General features: G+C 41.6%; 21 protein-coding genes, 3 rRNA genes and 1 other annotated feature. Of the genes, 3 read left to right on the top strand and 21 right to left on the bottom strand.

The genetic code is table 11. From position 1 onward, the window contains the following. Positions 1–212 precede the first annotated feature (212 nt). From BK581_RS13145 to metG, 3 genes are all read right to left on the bottom strand, one after another. Positions 213–1,442, bottom strand: a complete 1,230-nt coding sequence (locus BK581_RS13145) for a G5 and 3D domain-containing protein (RefSeq protein WP_078578595.1) — start codon at positions 1,440–1,442, stop codon at positions 213–215. Positions 1,443–1,782: 340 nt separating this feature from the next. Continuing rightward, positions 1,783–2,550, bottom strand: a complete 768-nt coding sequence (locus BK581_RS13150; protein WP_078578596.1) for a TatD family hydrolase — start codon at positions 2,548–2,550, stop codon at positions 1,783–1,785. 114 nt (positions 2,551–2,664) lie between these two features. After that, positions 2,665–4,668 (bottom strand): methionine--tRNA ligase, encoded by a 2,004-nt coding sequence (gene metG, locus BK581_RS13155; RefSeq protein WP_078578597.1) that lies wholly within the window; start codon positions 4,666–4,668, stop codon positions 2,665–2,667. 963 nt (positions 4,669–5,631) lie between these two features. Here metG and BK581_RS13165 point away from each other — a divergent pair. Next, entirely contained in the window at positions 5,632–5,919 is a 288-nt protein-coding gene (locus BK581_RS13165; RefSeq protein WP_078578599.1) for an AbrB/MazE/SpoVT family DNA-binding domain-containing protein, read from the top strand. A gap of 198 nt (positions 5,920–6,117) precedes the next feature. Here BK581_RS13165 and BK581_RS13170 read toward each other — a convergent pair whose 3' ends face one another. The 11 genes from BK581_RS13170 to BK581_RS13220 all read right to left on the bottom strand — a co-directional run bounded on the left by BK581_RS13170 (position 6,118) and on the right by BK581_RS13220 (position 14,241). Next, entirely contained in the window at positions 6,118–6,531 is a 414-nt protein-coding gene (locus tag BK581_RS13170) for a hypothetical protein (protein WP_078578600.1), read from the bottom strand. Between the two features lie 362 nt (positions 6,532–6,893). After that, positions 6,894–7,790, bottom strand: coding sequence for a 16S rRNA (cytidine(1402)-2'-O)-methyltransferase (rsmI, locus tag BK581_RS13175; protein WP_078578601.1), 897 nt, complete (start codon positions 7,788–7,790; stop codon positions 6,894–6,896). After that, positions 7,787–8,056 carry a GIY-YIG nuclease family protein gene (locus tag BK581_RS13180; RefSeq protein WP_078578602.1) on the bottom strand — a complete coding sequence of 90 codons (270 nt, stop codon included), beginning with the start codon at positions 8,054–8,056 and terminating at the stop codon, positions 7,787–7,789. The genes rsmI and BK581_RS13180 overlap by 4 nt, the downstream gene beginning before the upstream one ends. Continuing rightward, positions 8,049–8,786, bottom strand: a complete 738-nt coding sequence (locus tag BK581_RS13185) for a tRNA1(Val) (adenine(37)-N6)-methyltransferase (RefSeq protein WP_169837703.1) — start codon at positions 8,784–8,786, stop codon at positions 8,049–8,051. Before BK581_RS13185 ends, BK581_RS13180 begins: the two co-directional genes overlap by 8 nt. Positions 8,787–8,917: 131 nt before the next feature. Continuing rightward, complete coding sequence (yabA, locus tag BK581_RS13190) at positions 8,918–9,280, bottom strand: DNA replication initiation control protein YabA (RefSeq protein ID WP_078578603.1); 363 nt, start codon at positions 9,278–9,280, stop codon at positions 8,918–8,920. 15 nt (positions 9,281–9,295) lie between these two features. After that, positions 9,296–10,123, bottom strand: coding sequence for a PSP1 domain-containing protein (locus BK581_RS13195; RefSeq protein WP_078578604.1), 828 nt, complete (start codon positions 10,121–10,123; stop codon positions 9,296–9,298). A gap of 1 nt (position 10,124) precedes the next feature. Continuing rightward, entirely contained in the window at positions 10,125–11,117 is a 993-nt protein-coding gene (gene holB, locus BK581_RS13200) for a DNA polymerase III subunit delta' (RefSeq protein ID WP_078578605.1), read from the bottom strand. Positions 11,118–11,232: 115 nt separating this feature from the next. Continuing rightward, positions 11,233–11,562 carry a cyclic-di-AMP receptor gene (locus tag BK581_RS13205; protein WP_078578606.1) on the bottom strand — a complete coding sequence of 110 codons (330 nt, stop codon included), beginning with the start codon at positions 11,560–11,562 and terminating at the stop codon, positions 11,233–11,235. Between the two features lie 178 nt (positions 11,563–11,740). After that, positions 11,741–12,370 (bottom strand): dTMP kinase, encoded by a 630-nt coding sequence (gene tmk / locus BK581_RS13210; RefSeq protein WP_078578607.1) that lies wholly within the window; start codon positions 12,368–12,370, stop codon positions 11,741–11,743. A 13-nt stretch (positions 12,371–12,383) separates the two neighbouring features. Then, a complete protein-coding gene (locus BK581_RS13215; RefSeq protein ID WP_078578608.1) occupies positions 12,384–13,838 on the bottom strand; it encodes an aminotransferase class I/II-fold pyridoxal phosphate-dependent enzyme in 1,455 nt (484 codons plus the stop codon). 172 nt (positions 13,839–14,010) lie between these two features. Beyond that, complete coding sequence (locus tag BK581_RS13220) at positions 14,011–14,241, bottom strand: sigma factor G inhibitor Gin (RefSeq protein WP_245829037.1); 231 nt, start codon at positions 14,239–14,241, stop codon at positions 14,011–14,013. A gap of 391 nt (positions 14,242–14,632) precedes the next feature. Here BK581_RS13220 and BK581_RS13225 point away from each other — a divergent pair, with 391 nt between their 5' ends. Together BK581_RS13225 and BK581_RS13230 are read left to right on the top strand one after the other, a co-directional pair. After that, positions 14,633–17,461: a rhamnogalacturonan lyase family protein gene (locus BK581_RS13225; RefSeq protein ID WP_078578609.1), complete on the top strand. Its 2,829-nt coding sequence runs from the start codon at positions 14,633–14,635 to the stop codon at positions 17,459–17,461. A 60-nt stretch (positions 17,462–17,521) separates the two neighbouring features. Further along, positions 17,522–17,775 (top strand) — a binding site (T-box leader). A gap of 73 nt (positions 17,776–17,848) precedes the next feature. Continuing rightward, positions 17,849–19,072 (top strand): MFS transporter, encoded by a 1,224-nt coding sequence (locus BK581_RS13230; RefSeq protein WP_078579941.1) that lies wholly within the window; start codon positions 17,849–17,851, stop codon positions 19,070–19,072. Positions 19,073–19,088: 16 nt separating this feature from the next. On the opposite strand, the gene rrf is transcribed toward BK581_RS13230, so the two are convergent. The 7 genes from rrf to BK581_RS13265 form a co-directional block, all read right to left on the bottom strand. After that, a 5S ribosomal RNA gene (rrf, locus tag BK581_RS13235) occupies positions 19,089–19,205 on the bottom strand. Positions 19,206–19,286: 81 nt separating this feature from the next. Beyond that, a 23S ribosomal RNA gene (locus BK581_RS13240) occupies positions 19,287–22,225 on the bottom strand. Between the two features lie 411 nt (positions 22,226–22,636). After that, positions 22,637–24,203, bottom strand: a 16S ribosomal RNA gene (locus tag BK581_RS13245). Together the 16S, 23S and 5S rRNA genes form the textbook arrangement of a ribosomal RNA operon. Before the next feature lie 329 nt (positions 24,204–24,532). Further along, positions 24,533–24,799, bottom strand: a complete 267-nt coding sequence (locus BK581_RS13250) for a pro-sigmaK processing inhibitor BofA family protein (protein ID WP_078578610.1) — start codon at positions 24,797–24,799, stop codon at positions 24,533–24,535. Between the two features lie 412 nt (positions 24,800–25,211). Beyond that, positions 25,212–25,430 (bottom strand): DUF2508 family protein, encoded by a 219-nt coding sequence (locus BK581_RS13255; protein WP_078578611.1) that lies wholly within the window; start codon positions 25,428–25,430, stop codon positions 25,212–25,214. 61 nt (positions 25,431–25,491) lie between these two features. Next, the gene (gene recR, locus BK581_RS13260; protein ID WP_078578612.1) at positions 25,492–26,088 is read right to left on the bottom strand and encodes a recombination mediator RecR; all 597 of its coding nucleotides are present in this window, start codon (positions 26,086–26,088) and stop codon (positions 25,492–25,494) included. A gap of 293 nt (positions 26,089–26,381) precedes the next feature. Beyond that, complete coding sequence (locus BK581_RS13265) at positions 26,382–26,693, bottom strand: YbaB/EbfC family nucleoid-associated protein (protein ID WP_078578613.1); 312 nt, start codon at positions 26,691–26,693, stop codon at positions 26,382–26,384. Positions 26,694–26,700 lie beyond the last annotated feature (7 nt).

Below are 26,700 nucleotides of genomic sequence, written 5' to 3' on the forward strand. Positions count from 1 at the left end.
TTGTCATTATGGAATTCACTCAAGTAAAATCCAAGATGATGGGCATCAATCAGTATTTTCTCTAAAAAATTTAATTTTTTTTCTTTTTTTCGAAACTTTATGATGATCTCTTTCGTCTTTATATATAGAAGCGGTTATTCACCGAGTATGAGAATTGTTATTGAAAAAAGAAAAACACAGAGGGTAAGCCTCTGTGCCATTATCATATCATATTAGTCCAATACACGTAATTCAACTGTTCGTCTTCCAAATGCCCTGACTTGGTCACGATTAGGGATGAATATATCAATTTTATTACCTTGAATAGCACCACCCGTATCTCCAGCAATATACGTTCCGTGTCCCTTTACTTCCACACGAGATCCAAGTGGAATAACATTTGGGTCTACAGCAATAACGTTAGCATCAGGATTGGCATTTAAATCTATTCCTGTTGACGTCACGCCAGAACATCCATTGCAATTTGCCGTATACGCAGTGGCAGTGAACGTTTTCCATTCGTTACTGGAAGAACTGTCACTTGATGAAGAGCCAGAATTTGAAGAGGAATTAGACCCACGTGAGACCGTTTCAGGCGGTTGCTGAGTACCGACAGCTACTATACGATCTTCACTCTCTTCAACGACATTTTCCTTTACAAGTTCACGAGAAACTTCCTCACCGTTCTCAAAAACAACTTCATAATGCTTTTCTACTTTTCCTTGCTGTCCCTGTTGCTTCACTTTCTCTGATCCTTTTTCTAATGAAGAATCATTTTCTGTGACAGTCGCAAAGTCTACAGCTTCTTCCACAACATCGGTGACCTTTTCTACCCGGATAACATTTATATCCGTCTCTTCTACGAGTCTCTCGTCTTCAGACGGTTCAACGCGGTCCAGTTCTTCTAAGGTGATGCTTTCTTTTTCTAAAAAGTCAGCGACCGTTGTCGAAGTAGTCCAAAGTGTTTCTTCTTCACCATCAGAAAATAGTGTAACTTGAAATGCCGAATCATAATGGATATTTAATCCTTCAACGATTGGCTCTTCCACTGATGGTTTAACATCATCGTATTGCCCCACCTCAATATCCAGTTCATCCATCAATTCGCCAACCGTCTCACTCGTTGTAAATACGGTATCCTCTTTCTCATCAAGATGGACATAAACTTCTTGGGCGTTTTTATATATGATCGTCATTGTGTCATCTATTGCTGTATCTGTAGCTGGTTTGATAAGATCATGTTCGCCTATTTCAATGTTTTGTTCATCCAGCACTTCCCCTACCGTTGATGCATGTGTATAGACAGATAGTAATTCGCCATTTGTTTCAACCATCACTTCTGTCTTTGTAATTTCATAAATAGCTAAGACAAGAACAGTCATCAACGTTAGGACGCCAACACTGGATACGGCAATCTTCCGCCATGCAAAACGCACAGGAAGCTGCTTTGTCCATTGAATCATAGTTGAACCCCTCCTTCACGAAAACGAATTATACGCTGCCCCCTTTTTCTTGTCAACTTTCTCTTTAATAATTCTTTTGATGAGAGACTATCCTGATATCCAGGTAAAAATAACTAAATTCACTCGTATCAATACCTACTTCACTTCCATTCCCTAATTTTTGTCTGTTTTATTAAATTCATATGTCATCACATATTATCACCCACTATATTGAATTTTTAGTCCTTCAACAAGAGAATCTTATCGACACTCCAAGAGTATGTCAGCGATGGACATTGTAGAACCCCGAATAAAAAAAACGAATAGGGACAAGTTTGTCACCATTCGCCATAATTTCATGTCAAGATATCCCGAAAAGTCTTTTAGCATTTTCGGTAGTGATTTGTGCCACTTCCTCATAGGAAAGCTCTTTTAATTCGGCTATTTTTTCGGCTACTAACGTCACATGGGCTGGTTCATTCCGTTTTCCTCTATAAGGATGCGGGGCGAGGTATGGGGCATCGGTTTCAATAAGCAAGCGGTCCATCGGGATGTTCTTAGCTACTTCTTTCGGCAGTTTGGCATTCTTAAATGTCACTGGCCCTCCAAATGAAATATAGAAATTCATCTCTAGACATTGTTGCGCAATCTCGCTGTCACCTGCAAAACAATGCATAATACCCCCTACCTCTTCCGCTTTCTCTTCTTTTAACACTTGCACAATATCTTCGTGTGCCTCCCTATCATGAATGATGAGCGGAAGTTTTAATTTCTTTGCTAATTGAATCTGTTTTCTAAATGCCTCTTTTTGGACGTCAACAGGTGATTTATCCCAATGATAATCTAAGCCCGTTTCGCCAATAGCCACTACTTTCGGGTGCTTAGCCAGCTCCTCTATCCATGTTAAGTACTCATCAGTGAGATCGATGGCGTCTACTGGATGCCAACCGATTGCTGCATACAAAAAATCATAGTGATCAACTAAGTCCATGGCTTTATTGATTGTTTTTTCGTCAAACCCTACTACAAGCATCATTTCGACACCTGCCTGTTTCGCGTTTTCGATGACGTGATCCACATCATCTGAAAATTGATCAGCATTTAAATGAACATGTGTATCAAAAAGCATGGTTTCCTCCTTTTTTAGGTAACAAACGCCCTCCAGATCAAAAATGATGCCGGAAAGGCGTTAAATCAGTGCTTTACCAATGTGCTAATTAGTGTGTAATATCGTCACTATCTCTTACTTAACTTGCGAGCCGTTTGGTAGGTTTTTAGCGACTGTGGCTAATGTTAAATCCTTATCATTAGAGCCAGCAAGAATCATACCTTGAGATAGTTCCCCTCGAAGCTTGACGGGCTTTAAGTTCGTTACACAAATAACTTTTTGGCCTACTAATTGTTCAGGCTCATAAAATTTTGCGATCCCTGAGACGACCTGTCTTTTCTCATAACCTAAATCAAGCTGTATTTTTAGTAGCTTATCTGCTTTCTTTACTTTTTCAGCTTGAATAACTTCTGCGACACGAAGGTCTACTTTAGAGAAATCCTCAATCGTGATTTCATCGACTTCAGGCACAGCCATATCTGTGTCTTCATCTTCAGTCTTCGATTCTTCTGAAATAGGCGTACCACCCATCATCTTTATAATTTCAGCCACTTCTTCTTGAACGTCAAGACGTGGGAAAAGTGGCTCCCCTTTTGTAATGACGGTCGTGCCAGATGGGATTTGACCAAATGTTCCTAATGTTTCCCAAGTAGTTAGTTCATGCGAAATGCCTAATTGCTCCCACACTTTTGGTGGGGTTTCCGTTAAAAATGGTTGAAGAAGGATCGATATCTGGCGTAAAGATTCTACTAGGTGGTGCATAACCGAACCTAATTGGCTTTTTGCTTGCTCATCTTTAGCAAGAATCCACGGTTGTGTTTCATCAATGTATTTATTTGTACGGCTAATAAGTTGGCCAATTGCCGTTAAAGCCACGGAGAATTCCATGTCTTCCATCGCTTTTTCCACTTTGTCAATGGTAGAAGAGACAAGATCAACAAGTGACTCATCAAAGGAGGTAGCATCCTTCACATAATCAGGTACTTGTCCATCAAAATATTTATTAATCATCGCTACAGTCCGATTAAGTAGATTTCCGAGATCGTTAGCCAAATCATAATTTACACGATCCACAAAACCTTCCGGTGTAAACACGCCATCAGCTCCAAATGGCACCTCTCGAAGTAAATAATAACGAAGGGCATCCAAACCATATCTGTTGATTAATGGGACAGGATCCACCACGTTTCCTTTTGATTTAGACATTTTACCGTCTTTCATTAGAAGCCATCCATGCCCAAACACTTTTTTCGGTAGAGGAAGGTCAAGAGCCATCAGCATGATTGGCCAATATATTGTATGGAATCTCACAATTTCCTTACCTACAAGATGGACATCCGCTGGCCAAAAAGTCCGATAGTCTTTATCATCCTCACTGCCATAACCTAATGCTGTAATATAGTTAGAAAGGGCATCAATCCACACATAAACAACATGCTTTGGATCTCTATTAACTTTCACTCCCCAATCAAATGATGTTCTTGACACAGCTAAATCTTCAAGACCAGGTTTAATAAAGTTGTTTATCATTTCGTTTTTACGTGACTCCGGCTGGATAAATTCCGGATTCTCTTCATAAAATTTTAGTAAACGATCGGAGTATTTACTCATTCTAAAAAAGTAAGATTGCTCCCTCACCCACTCTACGGGATGACCGCTGTCAGGACTTTTTCCACCAATAATCTTTCCGTCATGGTCATATTCTTTGTCATCGAGCTGTAAATCAGTATAAAATGTCTCGTCAGAAATAGAATACCATCCTTCATATTCACCAAGGTAAATATCCCCTTGCTCTAGTAACTGGTCAAATATTTTGGCGACGACTTTTTTGTGTCGTTCTTCCGTCGTACGAATAAAATCATCATACGAAATATCGAGTTTCTTCCATAGATCTTGAATACCAGCCACAATGTCGTCTACGAATTCTTGCGGTGTTACACCATGTTCCTTCGCTTTTTGTTCAATTTTTTGACCGTGTTCATCTGTTCCTGTTAAATATCTAACATTATAGCCACGAAGACGCTTATACCTTGCCATTGCATCCCCTGCAACCGTCGTGTAAGCATGGCCAATATGTAGTTTTGCACTTGGGTAATAAATTGGCGTCGTAATATAAAACGTTTTATCGTTCTCTGCCATTGTTTCATCCTCCTTAAATGTTTTAACATCATAAAACGAACCTTCACAGAGGAAGTTTTCGTACTTCTCCCACTGAGGGGTCGTTGAGTGAATCAAAGCATTAGCGTCTTTTATCTGTGATAAAAAACAAAAAAAACCCGTCCGCCATAGGGACGAGAGTTTACCTCACGTGGTACCACCCAGATTTATTGACAGCTGTGCCGTCAACCTCTTACTAGCTGTGATTCCTTTAAACAGGTCGCAGCTGGTTCTCTGTCTAACGTGCAGCACCGTGTTTATCTTACCTAGTTGATAACTCAGGCTCGAAAAACAGTTCCTCTCAAGACCATATTCAAAAGGGCTACTCATACCGGCTTTCAGCTTTCCCGGCTCTCTGTTATGAGCTTCCTTTTTACTCATCCCATCATCAGAAACTAATATATTTAACTTTTCCATTCACTTATGTCTCACTCAGAATATACCTAAGGGAGAATCAACTGTCAAGATTTCCGTAACTCTCCTTTATTTTAACCTACTTTGTTAAAAAATAACTCTTATTCTGTTAAATTGTTCTGTAAAGTGGGTATACCCAAATAGACATTCTTAATCACGGCATTTGACGATCATCAAATAATAGTTCGTTTTTTTACAATGAATGTTGTGTCAGTTATTAAAATGTGACAAATCAGATACATTACCGCTAAAACACACTCGATTTTTGTCGAAATAGCAAGTATAATGACAGATATACTTAAAAGTGATATAATGACGTTGTTGTATGAATTTGTATGCCAATAAAAAATAAAGGTGTCTGAATCGGTCTTTTGTACTAATTACTAAAAAATATAAAATTTTTATCATTTTTTAATTGACTTCTTCTGGAAGAGTTGGTATTCTGAGTTTACAAGAATTTTGTCGAATAATGACGCTGGTTTTATCTCCAGTGAAATAGACAAAAATAAAAATTGAGAGGAGATTTATATTATGAAATCTACCGGTATTGTACGTAAAGTTGACGAATTAGGACGCGTGGTTATTCCAATCGAATTACGCCGTACTTTGGATATTGCTGAGAAAGACGCTTTAGAAATCTACGTTGATGACGAGCGTATCGTTCTTAAAAAGTATAAGCCAAACATGACCTGTCAGATTACTGGGGAAGTTTCTGATGACAACCTTTCTTTAGCAAATGGAAAAATCATTCTAAGCCCAATCGGTGCTAAAGAAATTGTAAGAGAGCTTGAAAACTACATTGAAAAGCAAGAAAAATAAGTAGATTTTATAAAAGAGACCATCCTTTTAAAAGGAGGTCTCTTTATTTGTTTTCCATAAATTCAAATGCTAAGTTTTTAAGCTTATGCATAAGTCTAACTAAGTTGCCACGCCCTCACCCTCGCCTATAAATAACACCACTCGAATAATATGTTGCTCTTTATCTTGAGCTCATTAATAGTCAGTATGCCAAATCGTTTAGTAGAGGAGATCAATAAGTTTCCTAGAGGCCTCCTCACTAGCAACATATTCATCTGTACTTTCGCCTATATATTTTAAAACTATTCTATCTTCATCATTCTTGCCTAGATGAATGCCTTTTTCGGCATTATCATCATATACTAACCACACATCATAATCATAGATTAATTCTTCATCACGTTGTTGCCTTTTTTGAGTACTTTTGATAAGTTCTCTGAATATATCAAGCTCTTTCTCTTCCGAAAATAGATGTTCAAACTCTTCATTCAAGGAATCCAAGGATTTAAACTCAGATAATCGTACTTCTTTTAACTCATCCACTTGCCCTGCATCATACATCGCTTCACCGTTTGCCTGACATGCACTTAAAACAATTATCATCAAAAGGTAAGCATAAATGATTCTTTTCATTCTTAATCTCTCCTTAATAAAAATAAATAAAATACATTTATGTAAAAATTATCCTTAAATATAGTTCTAATTATACTATGGGTAGAAAGAATATAACATCTGGACTACGTAATGACAGCAAAGATAGCTTAGAAAAACTCTCATTACCTTTTGCGATTATGAGTTCTAACTACTATAAATCTCGCAAGAATTATAACCCGAGTAAAGAGCAGTCTGCTGTTTATACAAAAAATAAGGACATATTGTCCTCAATTAACTTTTAGGCTACTTTTACATTTTAAAAACCATCTCCCACATCACGAGATGAGTTCCCTTTTTTACTCGTATTACCCTAACCTAGTCTTCTATAGCAAACAACGTTATCATTCCTCTTCCTTTACATGATAAGCTTGATAAACTTCCCGCTTGGGCATTTGTCGGTCTTTGGCTACTTTTTTAATGGCCTCCTTAGAGGTGTCTCCATCTTTTTCAATATATGTTTCAATGTGACTCATAAGCGTCATATTTTGCCACCATGGTGTTTCTTCTGCCATCGCACGCTCTTCTTCAGAGGCCCCTTCAATAACGACGACACATTCTCCTTTGATTTCCGTATTATTAAGGTAGTCTCTTACTTGTTCCATGGTACCGCTTATGATCGTTTCATAGTGCTTCGTTAGTTCTCGGCATACGACGACTCGTCGATTCCCCATCACTTCATAAACTGCTGATAGCATCTCTTTTAAACGGTGAGGTGCTTCATAAAAAATTAATGTAGAAGGTGTGGTGACCCACTTTCCCAATTGGACTTTCCGCTGTTTTTTATGGCGGTCCACAAAGCCAATGAATGTAAAATTATCAGTAGGAAGTCCTGACGTCACAAGGGCCGTCACAGCTGCATTTGCTCCAGGAAGGGCGATAACCCGCAGTTGTTCCTGTCTAAAGCGATGGACGAGGTCTGCCCCAGGGTCGGAAATGGCTGGCATGCCAGCATCACTAACAAGTGCCACCATCTCACCATTTTTAACTCGCTGCACAAGTTCATCTTCTCTTTCCCGCTTATTATGTTCATGGTAACTAAGAAGCGGCGTATCAATCTCAAACTTATGGCATAATTTCTTTGAATGACGCGTATCTTCTGCCGCAATAATATGAGCTTCTTTTAATACCTCAATTGCTCTAAACGTCATATCCTGCAAGTTACCAATTGGTGTTGGTACAAGATAAAGGGCTCCTTCCTGTTGGTCGTTTTCTAGTATAAAACTTCGTTGCTCATTCATTCCGGATTAACCTCCTGCCAACTTTGTATAAGTTGTTCTTTTTCTTTTCGGGTCAACGCCTTTATTTGTCGTTCTCGCTTTAGTGCATCTGATTTAGTTGTGAGACATTGCTCATATACGAGAGAAAGTGGGCCTCGGCCACGTGTATACTTGGCTCCTTTTCCATTCTCATGTACTTTTATTCTCTTACAAATATCTGTTGTGTATCCTGTGTAATAAGTATCATCCTTACATTTTAAAACATAAACATAATGCTGATCACTCATAATGTCTCTTAAACTCCTTTGTATAAGTGTGATCTTCCCCATAAACAATCCACGGGGGAAGTACTTTAATACTAGGGCGTCCCTCTTTTACGGCTTCGATTAATACCATATTGGCTTCCTTATTTTTGTTCGGGTGCACATATTGTAGTCGCTTAGGCTCTAATTGATACTGTTTCATTATGGTCACGATTTCAACGAGGCGCTCGGGTCGATGAACGAGAGCCACTATTCCTTTCGCCATCAATAATTTTGATGCAGCTCTTATAACATCTTCCAGTGTACACATGACTTCATGCCTGGCAATTGAGAGATGCTCATTAAGATTTTTCCCCTTTTCGGCTGTAACAGGAAAATAAGGGGGATTACATGTCACTATATGATAACTTCCATATGTTACGGTTTCTTGAAGTTCTCGAATATCAGCTTCTATCACATTAACTTGGTTATGTATGTTGTTATGCCTCATGGATTTCATTGAAAGTTTTGCAAGTAACGGCTGAATTTCTACTGCATCAATAGATGATCTCGTTCTGAGACTCATTACAAGAGGCACAGCACCTGTTCCCGTACAAAGGTCAATAATACGGCTCTCCCCACGTTTAGGAAGCGTCACGAATTTAGCTAATAAAATCGCATCCATAGAATATGAAAAAATATCTGAACGTTGATAAATTTGGCGTTTCAACCCTGGAAGATAATCAAGCCTCTCGATCGGCATATCCTGTTTCATTATTTATTACTCCTTCACATACATGACTGTTATCGTCTTCTTTTTAATGGAGATAATAGAATTCCCTAGAATATTGATGCAGTTAAAAAGCCTTTCCTGTTTATGGAAAGACTTTTTAAGTTTATCACTCTTCATTTTTTGTTTAGAAATGACAGGCAGAAGAGACAATCTCCTTCTTTTCGAATGCTACCATAATGTAAATTACAGATATGGAAGCCTTCTTCATAAAGACGAGCCAGATTATCGTAACCTTCTCCGAATCCAGCTTGAATTCTGTCGTCCGCAATGCTATTTTCATCGGTGTGATTGCTCTGGTGTTCTTTAGTTGTTTCTCTCATCATTCGCTCTCGTAAATGATCGTTCTCCATCTGAAGATGGGTATTTTCCTCAAGAAGTAATGCTAACTGATCCTTCAGCTCCCCTAGTTCATGGTGAAGATCACCGATTCGCTCCTCCATTTGACTGACGCGGGCAAATATCTCATTTTTATTCACGTGTCCCACACCTCGTTATTTCGTGGTTTCCGTGGCTATTGCTCCTTCTTGCAGAAGCTCATCCAAAGTATATTCAACGACTTGTCCTGATTCAAACAATTCCACTTGCACAAGTCTCTCTAACATATTTAGTCCAGCAACTTTTCCTCTACCCATACTCGTTTCAATTTTCTCATTCAAGTCAGGCAATTCTTTTTTTGCGGATTCATACATGTCATTTTCATACTTGAGACAGCACATAAGCCGTCCACATAACCCTGAAATTTTTGTTGGATTTAAAGACAGGTTTTGATCTTTCGCCATTTTTATTGAGACTGGCTCAAAATCCCCTAAAAATGTTGAGCAACATAGCATCCGTCCACATGGACCTATACCACCTAACATCTTCGCTTCATCACGAACCCCAATTTGTCTTAATTCAATTCTCGTTCTGAAAACAGATGCAAGATCTTTAACGAGTTCGCGAAAATCGATGCGGCCATCAGCCGTAAAGTAAAACAACACCTTATTACGATCAAATGTGTATTCTACATCCACGAGCTTCATTTCTAAATCGTGTTCTGCAATTTTTTCCAGACACACGTTAAAAGCCTTCTGAGATTCTTGTTTGTTCTCAGTAACGGTGAGCTTGTCCTTTTCTGTCGCTAGACGAAGGACATTTTTCAAAGGCAGGACGACATCCTTTTCGTCCACTTCCTTCACCCCGATGACTACCTTACCAAACTCCACCCCGCGGGCGGTTTCTACAATGACATAATCATCGCGATTTATATTAAATTCGCCAGGGGAAAAGTAGTATATTTTCCCGGCTTTCTTAAATCGGACACCTACAACTTGATGCACGTTATCCCTCCTGTAACCGAAGAAGCAATTGCTCCATTAATAGCTGGGGAGCAGTATTTGCATCCAATCGACGCTTCGCATCCATGACTGCCTGGAGGTTATGTCCCAGCTTCATTTGTGACAGCTTTAGCGCTTGATCCTGAAGCTTGTCCTCTTGATCTATATAAACGATTTGATCCGTTTGTTCTACTTGTACCCGAATCACATCTCTATACCAAAGCATCAGTAAATCAATGCCTATCTGCACATCTGTTTTTTCCTTAAAAAAAGGAATCCATTCTTCCTGCAGCGTTATGAATACATACCTTGGACGCAAAGTAAGATCATCAATTAATTGTATCACTTTATTTCTTGCCTGTGCAATCCAATCATTTTGGCATAGTTGGAGAGCCTCTTCCATATCAGAAGTCAGTCTCGAAGCTGTAAGTGCATCTTTTTCATTAATAGTATGAATCGTTACTAATTGGTGAACCAATTTATCGACAGGTAGAGGCGCAAACGAAAGAACTTGAGCTCGGGAAAGAATGGTTTTTAATATCCTCTGGATATGGCTCGTTATCAATACAGCCACCGCTTCCCCATCGGGTTCTTCAAGTACCTTTAACAAGCTGTTCGCTGCTGCATCTGTCATTTTATCCGCTTCATTTACAATATAAAACTTTTTATGGGATTCCATACCTCGTAAACTAAACTCTTTTTTTAACTGCCGAATCTGTTCCACTTTAATCGTGGTACCGTCAGCAGAAATTTCATGAAGATCCGGGTGGTTACCAGAATCTATTCTCTGACATTCTTTACAAGATTGACAAGGTTCTGAACCTGTTTTCTGTTCACAGAAATAAGATTTTGCCAACAGAGAGGCTACCGCTTTTTTTCCTGTCCCTCGTCCCCCTGAAAAGAGATAGGCATGTGCAAGCCGCCCCTTTGTGACACTATTTGTTAACATTTTTACAATTGCCGGTTGGGTTTCGGCCATTTCCTTCCAATTTCTCATGGCAATAACTCCTCAACTAGTTAAAAGTATTGCTCGAAGACGACTCTTAGTAAGGCAACCTTGAACGATCACACTTCCGCCCCCTCAGAAATACCAGTTATGTCAGATCATGCTTTTAAAATTTTTCGAACTGTTCTACCGGTAAAATAAAGACAGTGGCTCCCCCAACTTGAACTTCTACTGGATAAGGCACATAAGAATCAGCATTTCCACCCATTGGGGAGATAGGAGCTACAAGCTGTTCCCTTGCCTGGCAATTTTCCTTAATAATACTAAGTACCATGTCTACGTCTTTATCTTGAACCCCAATCATAAAGGTGGTGTTTCCAGCTTTAAGGAAACCTCCAGTACTGGCTAACTTTGTCGCTTGAAAATCATGTCCCACCAGTGCCTCTGACAGTCTATTACTATCTTTATCTTGAATAACCGCCATAATAAGTTTCATGCCTCTCACCCTCCTCAAGACCCTAGATTTATAAAAACATAATGCTATCCCTATGTTAGCTAAATAATACTGTTTCTTTTATTATACGCAAGTCACGGCATGAAGTTAATCTTTTGTTAATCCTGTTAACGAAGAATAACTAAAATAGAGCCTTCATCTTGCTTATTAGTCATCACTTTTAGCCCTCAATAAACTGCTTAATTTCTTCCCAAGTCTCCACCATCACCTTTTCTAATGGATGCGAGGCATCAACCATGCGAATTCTTTCCGGCTCTTGCTTATGAAGCTGATGATAAGCCCCCCTGACTTGTTCATGAAATTTTAGAGATTCACGATCAAGACGATTAAATTCTCGACCATCGTGGTTTGTAATTCTGGCTAGACCTATTTCAGGAACAACATCAAAAAATAATGTCAAGTCCGGTAATTTACCTTCCGTTGCAAATAAATTAATATTTCTAACATCATCTACCCCTATCCCTCTAGCAACACCTTGGTAAACAAGGCTACTATCCACGAAACGGTCACAAAGGACTAGTCCCCCCTTCTTTAAATGAGGCAGGACCGTCTCGACAAGGTGTTGTCTTCTTGCAGCCGCATATAGCAATGCTTCCGTCCGACTGTCCATTTCAGTGTGAACTGGATCTAAAATCACTTGCCTTATTTTTTCGGCAATGAGACTTCCACCAGGCTCACGTGTTGCCAGCACGTTATACCCTTCCTTTACAAGTCGTTCATTTATACGAGAAAGAACAGTTGATTTCCCTGCCCCTTCACCACCCTCAAACGTAATAAATAACCCTGACACTATGCATTCTCCTCTATATTGAAAATATCTTAATTCCTTCTTCTATCCAGTGCTTTCCTGTTTGGAAAGCTGCTTTCATTTCAATTAAGTCTGCTAGCTGTTCCAAATGATTATATGTGATTTGTTCCCCCTTTATAATGAGGGGAATTCCTGGAGGATAAGGTGTGATTGTTTCTGCCGCAATGGCTCCCTCACTTTTCTCCCACGGGCTAACATCTTGAGTTGCTGTAGTCATCTCTTCAAATGGCAGTCGTTGAGCTGAGACAGGTTTCTTCTGGGAATCATGTTGCAGAGGTTTCCATCGTTTAAAATGGCCTTTTTCCACTAAAGAATGTTGAAATATCCGTTGAAAAAATGGGACCCACTTCTCTGTCTTGTTGCTATCCCACGTAAGCGGTAATGTTAAAAGAAGATGATGTGGTGAAACAAGTTCGGGATACACATTCTCTTTTTCCATTCTTCGCTTCCATAAATAAGGTAGCCCTTGTAAAGGGGTAATAAAAACCACTTTTAAAGGGTCTTGTGTAAATTGATTGATTGTTTGAGACGCACAAAACCACTCGTGATCCGTTTTAAACGCTCTTTTAAATTCATTCATTTTAAGAGCTTTCTCTTTCCAATCAGCACTACTGATGGTAGCAACGTACGCTCTAGCAAGGTCAAGTGACGCCATTAATGGATATGACGGGCTGCTCGATTGTAATAATCGCAAGTAATAAGACAAATACTCCGCTGTTATGGAGGTGCTATTAATATGTAGCCAAGAGGCCATTGTCATAGCTGGTAATGTCTTATGCGCTGATTGGATGACGACGTCTGCCCCTGCAGCCACAGCACTTTCAGGCCAACTGTTTTTATTTGCTGTCAGAAGATGAGCCCCATGTGCTTCGTCTACACAAATAACCATATTTGCGCCATGGGCTGCTTTAACATGAGAAACTAACGATTGTGTATAACCTTCATAAGATGGCTGAGTAATAAAGACAGCTTTTGCCTCTGGATAACGCTTTATCGCTTCTTGTAATGTTTCAATAGACACGCCTAACACTAATTGAGATAGTGGGTCTCTTTCCGGTTCAATAAAAATGGGGTGGGCCCCTGCCAATTCTATTCCATGGAAAACTGACTGATGACTGTTCCGCTGAACGATCACCTTATCGTTTCGCTTAAGAAAAGTAAGGCTCATTGCTAAATTACCTACTGTTGAACCCCCCACTAGAAAGTGCGTTGACTGAACCCCGTAAAGTTCAGCAGTCAGTCTCTCCGCTTCCGCAATAACCCCTTCAGCATTATGTAAATCGTCCAAACCGGTAATTTCAGTTTGATCGATTGTAAGTATTGAGCTAAATAGTGACTTTTCCTTCCCAAATACATCACCATTTTTATGACCTGGCACATGGAACGAGTTCGGTGTTTTATTAGCATGTTTAATCAATTTATTAAATAATGGTTTATCACTTTGCTTCATAAAATGCCTACTTTCTCTTATGTTCCTTCTTACTATTATAACGAACTCCGTGACATATTGCCTTTAAAAATAATACAAGCCTTTTAACTCAATTTTTTATAACGTAAATAAAACAAATTGGGCGTTTCCGGCAATTTTATATTAAACTTATTTTATAAAAAAAGAAGCTAGGTTATTTAGTGACCTGCTTCTTTTTTCCATGTATAAACATCTCAGTTTCCAATCCTTTTAATCGTTCTACATATTCACTATAACAATCATCTGTGACATCTGCACGAACCATTTCTTTTTCACACTTATGACAAATAAATACTCCCAAAATGTGTATGCCGTCTTGCTTTTCTTTTTTACATATCAGACAATCTTTCACAGACGTCCTCCCTGTACGTAACAATTCTTCCAAAACAGGTTCACCCCCTTTTGATCAGTATCGGCCAACCTATCATCCTCTAAACCTATAAATTGTGCCATGAATTGCTACACTATATGCTTATAATCTTGTTCTAGTGCATTAACATCCTCATTTCCCATTATTAATAAGGCTTTTTTAAACCTAAAATCTAGTATTAATATTGATAGTTTCGTTCCTAAAGTGAGGTAATTTCTTGTTATTCTTTCATTTCGTTGTTAATTGATAGTTTTTTAACACTATCAAAAGCTATTATGTGTGAAAATATGGAACAAAAGGAGGTGACATATTTTATTATATTAAAATGTAAGCGCTTAAATTCTAACTATCCTCTTAGAGTATTCATTGCGTATGTCAATCTAATTTTGGAAAGGGAGTTGAACGTATGCGCAAAAAAAATTTTATGTTAGTCCTTATTTTTATGTTGACGTGGTCATTTATGTTACCATCCTTTGAGTCCCAATCTCACACCGCTTATGCTCATAAGGGTAAAGGTGTAAAAGGTCTTCAAATTACGAATGTGACAGCTGATTCCGTTACGTTAGATTGGAAATCTTATAAGAAGGCTGATAGTTACCATATTTATTGGGCTGATAAAGATACTGAAAACATGACATATAAGCATATAGATACCGTGAAGGATACCTCATATACATTTGAGCGCTCTACACACGTGGAGCACTATTTTAAAGTCACTGCAGTTCGTAATGGCAAAGAAGTGGCCACTTCTAAAACCGTTGTTTCCCATACTGGAAAAGAGTTCAACATTCAATTGGAAAACCTTGATAGAGGGTTGATCGCCTTACCAAACGACGATGGCATTTTCTTAAGTTGGCGTCTATTAGGCCATGAAGTGGATGGTTATTCTGATAATGGAATGACCGGTGCTCATTTTAACGTGTATCGAGATGGGGAAAAAATCGCCAACGTGAAAGACAGTACAAATTATACTGATAAAAAAGGGGAAAATACATCTGAGTATACCGTGAAAGCCGTCATAAATGGGGAAGAAATAGATGCCAGCCAATCAGTCATACCCTGGGAAGAGGACTATTATGATCTCCCATTACAAAAACCAGAAGATGGTGTCACACCAGTTGGTGAGGCCTACACGTACCATGCAAATGATATGAGTGTTGGGGATGTGACAGGAGACGGACAATACGAATTTGTTGTTAAATGGGATCCATCTAATTCTAAAGATGTTTCTCAAAAAGGATATACAGGTAATACGTATATTGATACGTATACCTTCGATGGACAACTGTTATACCGGATTGATTTAGGTGTCAATATTCGTTCAGGTGCCCATTATACACAATTTCTCGTGTATGATTTTGACGGGAATGGTCATGCAGAATTAATGTTTAAGACTGCTCCAGGGACAAAAATAATGCGGTTTGATGAAAATGGTAATATCGTTTCTGAAAATTATATCACTATGCCAAGTGAAGACATTGAAGCTGGGTACAGTCACGATGATGATTATCGTATGAGTAATGATGACTATATCGAACATCTCGTTCAACTGTTCATGAATTGGCATGAACATGAAGAAGTGGTTAACGAGCAATGGCCTAAAACCTTAGAAGAAAGCTTTGGCATTGAGAATCGTTATTCTTACCCTTTATCACGTGGAGATGCTGAAAGTCTCGTAGACTATTTTATTGACGAGTACGCACCTGGGAGAAGTGGTCGTAATGAGCTTCGAGACTTTGAAGGTTTTATACTTGAAGGCCCAGAATATTTAACTGTTTTTAATGGAGAAACCGGTGAAGAATTAGAGACCATCCACTATAAACCTGAACGTCATGATGACGGGCTTATGTGGGGAGATTATGCTATGGCTCGTATTGAACCTGGTAATCGCGTCGATCGCTTCCTCGCAGGGGTTGCATACTTAAATGGAGAAGAACCGTCAGCCATTTTCGCTCGTGGTTATTATACACGAACAACCCTTGTTTCCTATGACTGGGATGGTGAATCACTCCATGAAAAGTGGTACGTGGACAGTGGGTGGGCGCCAATGACTAATCCTTTTAATGACAGTCCCCATGGCGTAGATGGCACAGATGAGGAGTTTGGGACGATCACGACTCAAGGAGCCCATTCTTTAAGTGTAGCTGATGTGGATGGTGACGGGAAACAAGAAATTATCTATGGTGCCGCAACAATTGACCATGATGGTTCACTACTTTACAGTTCTAAAGATACACTTCCAGAGGATAGTGCTGATCCAGGCACCACTGTGCGCTTAGGTCATGGAGATGCCCTCCATGTAGCGAATATTAACCCAGATAGACCTGGCCAGGAAATTTATATGGTCTTCGAAGGAGGTCCTTGGGCGCCATATGGGTATGCGTTACGAGATGCAGAAACGGGCGAAGTCATTTACGGTGATTACACTGGTGAAGATACAGGACGTGGTATGGTAGGCGATATTGATCCTACTAAGCGAGGATTAGAAACATGGGCTGTCGGCCTCTGGACAGCAGATGGTGAGTACATTGGACCTGAAGCGCCGGGAACGAATATGAATATTAAATGGTCTCCCAACATGACCACTCAAATCATCAATGGCGCTATCGATGTAACACCAACCATCGATGATTGGCAAGAAGGCAGACTGCTCACGGCAGAAGGTACGTTAACGAATAATTATACGAAAGGAAATCCTTCGCTCGTGGCGGATATTTTTGGTGACTGGCGTGAAGAACTTCTCGTCCGTACAGAAGATAGCTCTGCCATTCGTATTTATATGAATAACGAGGAAACAGACAGAAAGCTCTACACATTAATGCATGACGCCCAATACCGCACTGGGACCGCATGGCAAAACGTTGGTTATAACCAGCCGTCATATCCAAGCTTTTATTTCGCCTCTGATATGGATTGGAAATACGTCCCTATTCCTATAGCTCATTATCCTGGCTTAGAGGACCAACCATCTCGTGATCCTTTTGAGGTGTTAGAAAGCGCAACAAACGATTATATCTCTGATGGCAGTATTAAAGGACCTCTCATTCGACAATTAGAAAACGCTCTTCGGCAAGCCTCCCAGCAAAGGGAACGAGGGAATGAAGGTCAAGCTGTCCACTTTATAAAAAAGTACACTGAGCATTTAAACAAAAAAAAGAATAACCGTTATGTGACGTCTGAGGCTAAGGAGATACTGACTAAGCTAGCTGAAAAAGTGATCGAAGAATGGTCATAATTCAAAAAAAGATTTACAGCACAGTCTCACCATGTTAGTCTATTAAAAATGTTTAAACATTTATAGGCAATGAAGAGAAGAGTAAATAATACGTTGTTCTATACAGAGAGCCCCAGTTGCTGAAAAGGGGAAAGAACTGCTTTATTGAACCAAGCCTCTGAGCCCCACATTGGAACGATTTTAGGGATAATGTGGCGGGTACTCCCGTTACAGAGTCAAGGTATAAGCAAGTTCATCTTGCCGTACCTGATAGGCTTATGGAAGTTTATAAGTAAAATCGAGGTGGCACCGCGCGGACGACCCACGCCCTCAAGACATTTGTCTTGAGGGCGTTTTTTTATTGAATAAATAATCACTTAGTGTTGTTGATTGGAGGGTATGTTTATGATGACTAATAAACACAACAAATGGGTTTATCCCGGTATTTTACTTATGGCTATAGGGGTTTCACATATTGGTGAATGGGTATTCCTTATCGCTATGAACCTTATCATATTCGATATGACAGGGTCCCCTTTTGCTATCACCATTTTATATGCTACAAAACCTTTAGCCGCAGTAATGACGATGGTATGGGCTGGTGGTCTCATTGACAGGTTAAATAAACGCCGGCTTATGATTATTTTAGATGCCAGCCGCGCATTTCTTATTTGCTTACTCCCTTTTACTTCTTCCCTGGCTATCATTTATATGATGATTTTTATAATTAATATGGGCAGTGCTATCTTCCAACCCGTTTCCCTTACTTATATAACTAAGTTAATTCCTAAAGAAAAAAGGAAACGGTTTAACTCATTATACAGCTTAATGACCTCTGGCGCTTTTCTAATCGGCCCAGCTTTGGCAGGAGTCATGTTTATCTTAGGAGACCCACACTTCGCTATTTTTATGAATGCTATTGCATTATTACTATCAGCTATTGTGACTTGCTTTCTCCCTGACCCTGAGAAAGGAACGCTAAACCCCCCAATATCCCCCTTTTCCTTTTATGAATTAAAAAAGGACTGGATATTGGTGATACATTTTAGTTTTTCGAATCGTTATATAATGAGCATCTATTTTTTATTTAGCTTAACAATGGTCATTATGACGTCGGCTATCGATTCACTTGAAGCAGCTTTTGCTAAAGATGTTCTCTTGTTAACTGATGAGAGATATGGTTTTCTCGTGAGTATAGCGGGCGGGGGAATCCTTTTAGGTGCCTTCATAACCACATTTGTTGTTTCCTATATTTCAACTCATTTTTTAATTGGCTTCGCCAGTCTTTTCGTAGCCTTTGGCTACCTTATTTACGCTACATCTTCCTCCCTTCCAATGGCAGGAGTCGGCTTTTTTATCATTGGCTTCTTTATCGCATTCGCAAATACTGGTTTTCTAACATTCTTTCAAAATAACATCCCTGTTAAAGCAATGGGACGCATTGGCAGTGCTTATAGCTTTATTGAAGCTACTCTAACAGTTGCCGCCACACTTATGATTGGTGTCTCAGCTTCTATTTTCTCGTTACAAACGGTTGTTATATACGGGAGTATCACAATGTTAACTTTCGCTTTATGTTTATGTGTGATAAACATACTTCCTATTAAACACATAAAAAAGACACTCTCATAAGAGAATGTCTTTAGTCGCTCAGCGACGTCCTACTTTCACAGGGGGAGAGCCCCCAACTATCATCGGCGCTGGAGAGCTTAACTACCGTGTTCGGCATGGGAACGGGTGTGACCTCTCCGCGATTGTCACTGAACATATCAAGGTCTTATCGACCTTTCAAAACTGGATAACGGGACTGATAGGACATCATGTCTTAGAGAAAAGACGACTTGCTTTGGTTAAGCCCTCGATCGATTAGTATCTCTCAGCTCCACATGTTGCCATGCGTCCACCCGAGACCTATCAACCTCATCTTCTCTGAGGGATCTTACTCACATAAAGTGATGGGAAATCTCATCTTGAGGGGGGCTTCATGCTTAGATGCTTTCAGCACTTATCCCTGCCACACGTAGCTACCCAGCCATGCTCCTGGCGGAACAACTGGTACACCAGCGGTGTGTCCATCCCGGTCCTCTCGTACTAAGGACAGCTCCTCTCAAATTTCCTGCGCCCGCGACGGATAGGGACCGAACTGTCTCACGACGTTCTGAACCCAGCTCGCGTGCCGCTTTAATGGGCGAACAGCCCAACCCTTGGGACCTACTTCAGCCCCAGGATGCGACGAGCCGACATCGAGGTGCCAAACCTCCCCGTCGATGTGGACTCTTGGGGGAGATTAGCCTGTTATCCCCAGGGTAGCTTTTATCCGTTGAGCGACGGCCCTTCCATACGGTGCCGCCGGATCACTAAGCCCGACTTTCGTCCCTGCTCGACTTGTAGGTCTCGCAGTCAAGCTCCCTTATGCCTTTGCACTCTACGAATGATTTCCAACCATTCTGAGGGAACCTTTGGGCGCCTCCGTTACCTTTTAGGAGGCGACCGCCCCAGTCAAACTGCCCACCTGACACTGTCCCTGAACCGGATCACGGTTCGAGGTTAGAATTCCAGTACAGCCAGGGTAGTATCCCACCAATGCCTCCACCGAAGCTGGCGCTCCGGCTTCCAAGGCTCCTACCTATCCTGTACAAGCTGTACCAAAATCCAATATCAAGCTACAGTAAAGCTCCATGGGGTCTTTCCGTCCTGTCGCGGGTAACCTGCATCTTCACAGGTAATATAATTTCACCGGGTCTCTCGTTGAGACAGTGCCCAAATCGTTGCACCTTTCGTGCGGGTCGGAACTTACCCGACAAGGAATTTCGCTACCTTAGGACCGTTATAGTTACGGCCGCCGTTTACTGGGGCTTCAATTCAGAGCTTCTCCCGTAAGGGATAACCCCTCCTCTTAACCTTCCAGCACCGGGCAGGTGTCAGCCCCTATACTTCGCCTTGCGGCTTCGCAGAGACCTGTGTTTTTGATAAACAGTCGTTTGGGCCTGTTCACTGCGGCTCTCGCAGGCTATTCACCCGCAAGAGCACTCCTTCTCCCGAAGTTACGGAGTCATTTTGCCGAGTTCCTTAACGAGAGTTCTCCCGCGCGTCTTAGAATTCTCTTCCCGCCTACCTGTGTCGGTTTGCGGTACGGGCACCAGTTTCCTCGCTAGAGGCTTTTCTTGGCAGTGTAGGATCGGGAACTTCGCTACTTTAGTTCACTCGCGGTCACAGCTCAACCTTACGACAAGCGGATTTGCCTACTTGTCAGTCTCACTGCTTCGACGCACACATCCAACGGTGCGCTTACCCTACCTTCCTGCGTCCCCCCTTCACTCAAATGGAAACGTGGTGGTACAGGAATATCAACCTGTTTGCCATCGCCTACGCCTTTCGGCCTCGGCTTAGGTCCCGACTGACCCTGAGCGGACGAGCCTTCCTCAGGAAACCTTAGGCTTTCGACGGAGGGGATTCTCACCCCTCTTTTCGCTACTCATACCGGCATTCTCACTTCCAAGCGCTCCACATGTCCTTACGATCATGCTTCTACGCCCTTGGAACGCTCCCCTACCACAGCCACCTGACGGTGGCCATCCATAGCTTCGGTGATACGTTTAGCCCCGGTACATTTTCGGCGCAGAGTCACTCGACCAGTGAGCTATTACGCACTCTTTAAATGGTGGCTGCTTCTAAGCCAACATCCTGGTTGTCTAAGCAACTCCACATCCTTTTCCACTTAACGTATACTTGGGGACCTTAGCTGATGGTCTGGGCTGTTTCCCTCTTGACTACGGATCTTAGCACTCGCAGTCTGACTCCCGAGGATAAGTGATTGGCATTCGGAGTTTGACTGAATTCGGTAATCCTGTGGGGACCCCTAGTCCAATCAGTGCTCTACCTCCAACACTCTTCCCTCGAGGCTAGCCCTAAAGCTATTTCGGGGAGAACCAGCTATTTCCGAGTTCGATTGGCATTTCACCCCTACCCACACCTCATCCCCGCACTTTTCAACGTGCGTGGGTTCGGGCCTCCATCCAGTGTTACCTGGACTTCACCCTGGACATGGGTAGATCACCCGGTTTCGGGTCTACAACCACGTACTTTGGCGCCCTATTCAGACTCGCTTTCGCTGCGGCTCCGTCTCTTCAACTTAACCTTGCACGGGATCGTAACTCGCCGGTTCATTCTACAAAAGGCACGCTGTCACCCATTAACGGGCTCCAACTACTTGTAGGCACACGGTTTCAAGATCTATTTCACTCCCCTCCCGGGGTGCTTTTCACCTTTCCCTCACGGTACTGGTTCACTATCGGTCACTAGGAAGTATTTAGCCTTGGGAGATGGTCCTCCCTGCTTCCGACGGGGTTTCACGTGTCCCGCCGTACTCAGGATACACTCCGGAGGAGTGACCGTTTCGGCTACAGGGCTTTTACCTTGTCCCGCGGACCTTTCCAGGTCGCTTCACCTACGATCACTCTTTGTAACTCCGTATGGAGTGTCCTACAACCCCAGAAGGCAAGCCTTCTGGTTTGGGCTGATTCCGTTTCGCTCGCCGCTACTCAGGAAATCGCATTTGCTTTCTCTTCCTCTGGGTACTAAGATGTTTCAGTTCCCCAGGTCTGCCTTCTCACACCCTATGGATTCAGGTGTGGATACCGCCTCATTACAGGCGGTGGGTTCCCCCATTCGGATATCTCCGGATCAACGCTTACTTACAGCTCCCCGAAGCATTTCGGTGTTCGTCCCGTCCTTCATCGGCTCCTAGTGCCAAGGCATTCACCGTGCGCCCTTTCTAGCTTAACCTCTTAAACCGCAGATCATCGACAGAGCGCGTCGTCAGCTGCGTTCGCTCACCATCCTCACGTACCTCAGTACGTTCCGGTGTTGCGCTCACTTGCTTCCTCGATCTCTTTGATGCTCTTTGTTTAAGCACACTTCTGGCTTATCACCAGGTGGCTTAAACCCTTTCCTTTATTAAAAAGGCGGTTTTAGGCGTCTTAATGGCCTTTTTCTAAGACACTCGGTTCTCTCATCGTTTGATTAAATCAAGCGATTGTGAACCGGTGATGTCATTTATCAGTCTTTCGTTATCCAGTTTTCAAAGGTCGATTCTTACCCAACGGGTAAGTTTTTCTATCTGAGAGTTTAACCTCTCAAAACTAAACAAAATAGCCAAAGCAAAGTTTTAATAAGCTGAGCTTAATAGCTCCTTAGAAAGGAGGTGATCCATCCCCACCTTCCGGTAGGGATACCTTGTTACGACTTCACCCCAATCATCTGTCCCACCTTCGGCGGCTGGCTCCAAAAGGTTACCGCACCGACTTCGGGTGTTACAAACTCTCGTGGTGTGACGGGCGGTGTGTACAAGGCCCGGGAACGTATTCACCGCGGCATGCTGATCCGCGATTACTAGCAATTCCGGCTTCATGCAGGCGAGTTGCAGCCTGCAATCCGAACTGAGAATGGCTTTATGGGATTCGCTTAACCTCGCGGTCTCGCTGCCCTTTGTACCATCCATTGTAGCACGTGTGTAGCCCAGGTCATAAGGGGCATGATGATTTGACGTCATCCCCACCTTCCTCCGGTTTATCACCGGCAGTCACCTTAGAGTGCCCAACTGAATGCTGGCAACTAAGATCAAGGGTTGCGCTCGTTGCGGGACTTAACCCAACATCTCACGACACGAGCTGACGACAACCATGCACCACCTGTCACTCTGTCCCCCGAAGGGGAACGCTCTGTCTCCAGAGGTGTCAGAGGATGTCAAGACCTGGTAAGGTTCTTCGCGTTGCTTCGAATTAAACCACATGCTCCACTGCTTGTGCGGGCCCCCGTCAATTCCTTTGAGTTTCAGCCTTGCGGCCGTACTCCCCAGGCGGAGTGCTTAATGTGTTAACTTCGGCACTAAGGGTATCGAAACCCCTAACACCTAGCACTCATCGTTTACGGCGTGGACTACCAGGGTATCTAATCCTGTTTGCTCCCCACGCTTTCGCGCCTCAGCGTCAGTTGTAGGCCAGAAAGTCGCCTTCGCCACTGGTGTTCCTCCACATATCTACGCATTTCACCGCTACACGTGGAATTCCACTTTCCTCTCCTACACTCAAGTCCCCCAGTTTCCAATGACCCTCCACGGTTGAGCCGTGGGCTTTCACATCAGACTTAAGAGACCGCCTGCGCGCGCTTTACGCCCAATAATTCCGGACAACGCTTGCCCCCTACGTATTACCGCGGCTGCTGGCACGTAGTTAGCCGGGGCTTTCTCGTGAGGTACCGTCAAGGTGCCGACCTATTCGAACGGCACTTGTTCTTCCCTCATAACAGAACTTTACGATCCGAAAACCTTCATCGTTCACGCGGCGTTGCACCGTCAGGCTTTCGCCCATTGCGGATGATTCCCTACTGCTGCCTCCCGTAGGAGTCTGGACCGTGTCTCAGTTCCAGTGTGGCCGATCACCCTCTCAGGTCGGCTACGCATCGTCGCCTTGGTAAGCCATTACCTTACCAACTAGCTAATGCGCCGCGGGCCCATCTTGCAGTGTGAGGATAAATCCCCACTTTTACATTCGGATCATGCGATCCAAATGATCATCCGGTATTAGCCCCGGTTTCCCGGAGTTATCCCAGTCTACAAGGTAGGTTGCCCACGTGTTACTCACCCGTCCGCCGCTCATTCCACCGGCTTCACCCCGAAGGGATCCGCCGGCTTCCTGCGCTCGACTTGCATGTATTAGGCACGCCGCCAGCGTTCGTCCTGAGCCAGGATCAAACTCTCCGATAGAGTTCGATGTCTCTGACATCATGTCCAAACTTTCGTCTGGCGTTGTTGAATGTTTCCACTCAACGCTTTGTTTCTTTGACGGGATATTTTCATATCCCACTTTGCTTGGCTTTTTGTTTAGTTTTCAAAGGTCAACTACAAGTAAGATATTATTTGAAAAGAACATCTTATTGTTTTAAAGCGACTAGATCATCATATCATTTATCACCATATGATGTCAACACTTTTTTTCGTTAGCCGCTTATTCGTTAAGTCTTTTTATAGCGACAAGAAATAATATACCATGAACACAAATAAACGTCAATGTTTTTCTAAAAAAACTTTTTTAGCTATTGAATAATTAATATATCCGTAAAAATTAAAGCAATGATTCCTGGCACACCAAGGAAACCAGAAACTGACGCTGTAAATAAGTTAATAGGTAAATGATAGTCGAATAGGCCTCCAAACGTATTTAAAAAGAATAATAATAAAGCCCCGACTAAAAGGCGAATCGCCCCCGTTCCAATCATTTTAAGAGATTTTACTGGCGCACCTATGAGAAGTAAAAGCAATATTAGACCAGATAACAAAGATAAAACAACAATCGGTTCCATGACAAAACTCCTTTTCATATCAAGATTTATACTTCCATAAGTTAAGAGAAGCTAATATGCTTACGCTCGTCCAATCTGAAAGGAAGCTAAAACTAATATATGCAAGGAAATCATATTTAGAATACTTTATTTATCTAGCTCTTTAATTGAATCAACCAATACACTTACACTTTTTATAAAAACAAATACGTTCAATTTAAATAGTGTCATTTTAAGACAAGAGTTGTTAATGCCACTGAAAGAGTCTCACGCCTTTCGTTAGCACTAACAATGCTCTGTACAAAACCAGTAATTAAACTATTACGGATTTGCCAGTTCATATAAGATTATTTTTGAGCAAATTTCATCTAGCTAACCTCAAGCCTTTATCTATATGAGCTCAAATTGATGTCATAAAACCAGAACCTTTAATTTAGTAAAAAGATGTCTTTCTTACCCTAGCTTCTTTTAATAAAAATAAATATTTCGCACGTTCCAATCGCGCTTTGCTGTCGATATGGCCATCTATATCTACCGAGCTTCTGACATATGATTCATACTCATCAGCTTTTATTTTAATACTGTCTAATAGCTGAATAAGTTCTGTATCTTTTTGTCGCCGAAGTTTTCGTTTCTTTTTTTTACCGAACATTATCCATCACTACTTTCAAGTTTTTGTTAGCTTTTCCTCTTCAAAAATTTAACACCATCGCTTAAAGCTCACGTCTTCCTTCAATAGCTTTAGACAATGTGACTTCATCTGCATATTCAAGGTCACCACCAACGGGAAGTCCGTGGGCGATCCTGGTAACTTTAATGCCTGTTGGTTTAACAAGGCGGGAGATATACATAGCTGTGGCTTCTCCCTCAATATTTGGGTTAGTCGCTATAATAAGTTCCTGTACCGTTTCGTCATGTAATCTTTTAAGCAGATCTGGGATATAAATATCTTCCGGACCAATGCCATCCACTGGAGATATGGCGCCGTGTAACACGTGATACAAACCACTGTATTCTTTCATTTTCTCCATAGCTATGACATCTTTTGATTCCTGAACAATACATATTATAGAACGATCCCTAGCTTGGTCTTCACAAATTCTACACGGATCCGTATCCGTAATATGATGGCAGATAGAGCAATATGTCAATTCACGTTTAGCATTTACTAATGCTTTTGCAAAATCAAGTACGTCATCCTCTTTCATATCTAACACATAAAAGGCTAATCGTGCTGCTGTTTTTGGCCCAATGCCCGGCAATCTCATAAATCCTTCAATTAGTTTTGAAATAGGTTGTGGGTATTGCATTTTGGGATGACCTCCTTTCAAGTTTAAAGCCTAATTGTCCCTTTTAGCTGCAAGCTCTCTTACATTAAACAGGGTGTAGGCCAATGTCGTTGTTGATCTGTCTTCTTTATTTTACTGCATAACAGGGTGTCTAACAGTGTCATTGTTATTTACACACGCCTCTTAATTTAACGGATTAAACCATTAATATCTGCTTAGGTAGCGTCCCGTGATGTTCGCGTATTTATTTTTCGTTAGAAAAGACTTGGTTTTTCACCAAGTCTTTTCTCTTTATTTATATAAGTATTGCAATACTACATGAGTCCTGGAATGTTCATACCTTTTGTGAATTTACCCATCTTTTCATTCACGAGGTCATCCACTTTAGTTAGGGCTTCGTTTGTAGCTGCTAAAACTAAATCTTCAAGCATTTCCACATCATCTGGATCTACCGCTTCTTCATTAATTTGGATATCTAAAATTCTTTTTTCACCACTTGCGATTACTTTTACCATGCCACCGCCTGCTGTTGCTTCCACTGTTTCTTCTTTTAATTGTTCCTGTGCTTTCGCCATATCTTTTTGCATTTTTTGCATTTGCTTCATCATGTTACCCATATTTTTCATGTTAACA

This window comes from Salipaludibacillus agaradhaerens, assembly GCF_002019735.1.
GTDB classification, from domain to species: Bacteria; Bacillota; Bacilli; order Bacillales; family Salisediminibacteriaceae; genus Salipaludibacillus; species Salipaludibacillus agaradhaerens.

Coding starts and splice junctions, on each gene's coding strand:
- BK581_RS13265 (WP_078578613.1), bottom strand. CDS start 26,693: ATGAAAAATATGGGTAACATGATGAAGCAAATGCAAAAAATGCAAAAA.
- holB (WP_078578605.1), bottom strand. CDS start 11,117: ATGAGAAATTGGAAGGAAATGGCCGAAACCCAACCGGCAATTGTAAAA.
- BK581_RS13225 (WP_078578609.1), top strand. CDS start 14,633: ATGCGCAAAAAAAATTTTATGTTAGTCCTTATTTTTATGTTGACGTGG.
- BK581_RS13185 (WP_169837703.1), bottom strand. CDS start 8,786: ATGAAACAGGATATGCCGATCGAGAGGCTTGATTATCTTCCAGGGTTG.
- BK581_RS13170 (WP_078578600.1), bottom strand. CDS start 6,531: ATGAAAAGAATCATTTATGCTTACCTTTTGATGATAATTGTTTTAAGT.
- BK581_RS13215 (WP_078578608.1), bottom strand. CDS start 13,838: ATGAAGCAAAGTGATAAACCATTATTTAATAAATTGATTAAACATGCT.
- BK581_RS13230 (WP_078579941.1), top strand. CDS start 17,849: ATGACTAATAAACACAACAAATGGGTTTATCCCGGTATTTTACTTATG.
- BK581_RS13180 (WP_078578602.1), bottom strand. CDS start 8,056: ATGAGTGATCAGCATTATGTTTATGTTTTAAAATGTAAGGATGATACT.
- recR (WP_078578612.1), bottom strand. CDS start 26,088: ATGCAATACCCACAACCTATTTCAAAACTAATTGAAGGATTTATGAGA.
- metG (WP_078578597.1), bottom strand. CDS start 4,668: ATGGCAGAGAACGATAAAACGTTTTATATTACGACGCCAATTTATTAC.
- BK581_RS13145 (WP_078578595.1), bottom strand. CDS start 1,442: ATGATTCAATGGACAAAGCAGCTTCCTGTGCGTTTTGCATGGCGGAAG.
- BK581_RS13150 (WP_078578596.1), bottom strand. CDS start 2,550: ATGCTTTTTGATACACATGTTCATTTAAATGCTGATCAATTTTCAGAT.
- BK581_RS13255 (WP_078578611.1), bottom strand. CDS start 25,430: ATGTTCGGTAAAAAAAAGAAACGAAAACTTCGGCGACAAAAAGATACA.
- BK581_RS13205 (WP_078578606.1), bottom strand. CDS start 11,562: ATGAAACTTATTATGGCGGTTATTCAAGATAAAGATAGTAATAGACTG.
- BK581_RS13165 (WP_078578599.1), top strand. CDS start 5,632: ATGAAATCTACCGGTATTGTACGTAAAGTTGACGAATTAGGACGCGTG.
- rsmI (WP_078578601.1), bottom strand. CDS start 7,790: ATGAATGAGCAACGAAGTTTTATACTAGAAAACGACCAACAGGAAGGA.
- BK581_RS13250 (WP_078578610.1), bottom strand. CDS start 24,799: ATGGAACCGATTGTTGTTTTATCTTTGTTATCTGGTCTAATATTGCTT.